3 protein-coding genes are annotated in these 2,745 nt (G+C 67.8%); 2 read left to right on the top strand and 1 reads right to left on the bottom strand.

The genetic code is table 11. From position 1 onward, the window contains the following. Nucleotides 1-381, top strand: a 381-nt coding sequence (locus OXU32_07870; GenBank protein MDE0073884.1) for a hypothetical protein, incomplete at its 5' end; no start/stop codon positions are given. A 32-nt stretch (nucleotides 382-413) separates the two neighbouring features. Here the strand turns inward: OXU32_07870 and OXU32_07875 are convergent. Next, nucleotides 414-1,595, bottom strand: a complete 1,182-nt coding sequence (locus tag OXU32_07875) for an oxygenase MpaB family protein (protein ID MDE0073885.1) — start codon at nucleotides 1,593-1,595, stop codon at nucleotides 414-416. A 464-nt stretch (nucleotides 1,596-2,059) separates the two neighbouring features. Between OXU32_07875 and OXU32_07880 the strand changes: the two genes are divergently transcribed. Next, nucleotides 2,060-2,745: hypothetical protein (locus OXU32_07880; GenBank protein MDE0073886.1), on the top strand; the 686-nt coding region annotated here is incomplete at its 3' end.

Consider the following 2,745-nt stretch of genomic DNA (forward strand, 5'->3'; position numbering starts at 1 on the left):
CAGATCAACGTGTGCGAGCACGAGGACCCGCTCGCCGAGATGCGCCGCATCTACGACAACATCTCCGAGACCCTGGGCTTCCGCATCCTGCAGCAGGAGGTGGGCCGCGACGTGTACCAGCTCAAGCTCATGCTGCACGAGCTGGGCTACTACCGTCCGAACGCCGACGACGTCTCGCCCCAGGATGACGACTGGAACGCCTACACGCAGGATGCCGTGGATGCCGTGGACCGCTATCGGGCCGAGCAGGGATGGCGCACGACGGTTCCGGGGTATGTGGACGCGGCTACCATCGAGAGGCTCTGGAGCGATCTCGAGGAAGCGGGGACGGCCGAGGAGGTGCGCCGGCGGCTGCTGGAGGTGCAGCGGATCCGCAGATAGGATTCCAGCCCGCACCGCGCGCGGGCCGGCTGCTACCAGTCCGACGACTGCTCGTCGTGGAGAGCGGTAGGCAGCTTGTAGGAGTGCTCGAACTCGTCGAAGCTCGCGAACTCCATCAAGGATTCGAACCGGTCCTGGTCGTGTTTCGCCCCGAGACGGGGAAGCAGCCTGGCGACGATTCGGCGGGTGCGGTGCCTGAACCGCAGCCACGGAAGCACCTTGCGTTTCCGGCGCGGGAAATTGAACGAGTCCGCCAGTTCGTCTCCGATCAGTTCGCGGGAAGCCTGCGTGACCGTGCGGGCCATTACTCGGCGTTCCGCCGGGACCTTGACGCCTACGATGATGGGCGCGCTGTTCACCACGCTGTTGGCCATGATGATCGCGTCGAGGTCGGCGGGGGGCTCGCACATGGATCCGATCTCGAATGTGCGGACCGCCGAAGCCTCGTCCCGAAAGAGAAGCTCCTCGGGAATGCCGAAGAGGAGACCGGCGTAACGCCAGACGTGGACGAAGGCTTCACGTTCCTCCCGCGTGAAGTCACCCCCAAGGGTGGCGACATGCTGCATCAGCCGGCCCGAAAAGGCGCTCGCGGCCAGCAGCACGTGCGCGGTGCTGATGGGCATGCCGTACCGTTCATGGTCCCATTCGTCGGAGTGGTTGAGGAGATACCTGGACTGAGCGTGCACCAGGCGGGCCCGGAGCGTGAGCCTCCATCCATCCCCCCTGGGCTCCATCCCCCCCGGAAGGTACTGCTCGACGAGCTGCATGCCGTTGTGCTTGAGGCGCCGTATGGCCGCGACCACGAGCCGTCCCCGGATCCGGAAGGACTTGCTGATCAGCGTGGAGAAGCCCTCCACGATGCTGCCGCCCACGAGGCCCGCAAGGACGATGTCCGAATTGCGAAGGAAGGCTTGCGAAGCGACACGCGCGCGCCGTCTGTCGAACCAGTCCGGTACCTGACTGGCCTGCGCGATGAATTCCAGAAGGGATTCGGGGACCCCGGCGCGAGGAGTGGCAGGTCCCTCGAGTGCCTCGGCCAGGGTCTCGTGAATCTCCTCCGGCGTCAGAGAGCCCAGATCGCCGATCACGGCGTCGGCCAACGGATCACCGACGGTTGTGTGCCGGATGTAGGCCTCGGCCAGTTCCGGGTCGCGAGCCCGGGCCGCTTCAAATCCCGCCGCGTAGGCTCCGGGCACCCTGATATCAGCTTTCATGGGGTATCCGATCAGCGCGGGGTTCAGAAACACCACCCCTCGGTACCATGATGTCGGTCTCCAACGAGACGCAAGCGGTCTTCACTGAGACGCAAGCCCATGCCGTGTGATCACCGAACAGGACCTCGGCGAGTCGATCGGGCGAAATCGTTCATGGCTCGGACGGGACCGGGGCCGGCGCGCTGCGCAACTGGACCCGGTCGGCACGCGCCAATAGTGTTTCCGGGTCGGCGACGCCGGCTTTGGACCGACGACGCGCTTCCCGAGGCGGACGCGATGAGGATAACAGGCAATCCGGCGCGGGGTGGGGGTAGTGGAGGGCGGCCGAAGATGGCCTGTGGACGGGCGGTGGCATGAAGGGTCCGAGCCTCATCGATGCCACGTGTTCGACCTCCCGTCGGGCACGGATGAGGCGCGGGCCTTGGCCCGCATCTTGTCCACGCCTCCCGCTTCCCTGCCTCGTCGTGGCCCTCTCGCTCTTCACCCTGCCTGGTGCCGCCCAGCAGCCCGGCCTCTCCGGCTACTACCTGAACGTCGGCACGCATGTGCAGGAGAGCGTACTGGGGCCTGCGGGCGCGTCGGACGTGCAGCGCCTGCGCCTCATGTGGAACGCGTCGCCCGGGCCGCTGCGTCTCGACGCCGCGTACGAGCAAACCCTGACGTTACGTCAAGCCGGCGCCCCCGGCGCACAGCTCTTTACCGCCGCCGGGGCGGTCTCCGGAGGCGACTGGCTCTCGCTGGACGGTGAGCTCCACTCAGGCCCGCGCGCGGACTGGCGGCACCGCTTCGACCGGTTGAACCTGCGTCTCGACCTGGGCGCCAACGCCGACCTCACCGTCGGCCGGCAGCCGGTGTCGTGGGCGACCACCCTGGTCCTCACCCCCGCCGACCCCTTCTCCCCCTTCGACCCCTCCGATCCCTTCCGCGAGTACCGAATCGGCGTGGACGCCGCGCGCCTGCGCTACTACCGGGGGGCGTTCACGCAGTTCGAGGTGGTCGCGCGGCCCGCCCGCATCGGTGACGGCGAGGCGCTCACCCTGCTTGGGCGCGCGAGCACCAACGCCGCGGGCTGGGATGTGGGGGGATGGGCGGGCGCCGTCCACGACACCTTCGGCGGTGCGGCCTTCCTGAGCGGAGCGGTGGGGTCGTG

Source organism: Gammaproteobacteria bacterium (genome assembly GCA_028819075.1).
In the GTDB taxonomy this organism is placed as follows: Bacteria; Gemmatimonadota; Gemmatimonadetes; order Longimicrobiales; family Gaopeijiaceae; genus BD2-11.

Bases quoted from the DNA above. Each gene is read 5' to 3' on its own strand.
- OXU32_07875 (MDE0073885.1), bottom strand. From the start codon at position 1,595: ATGAAAGCTGATATCAGGGTGCCCGGAGCCTACGCGGCGGGATTTGAA.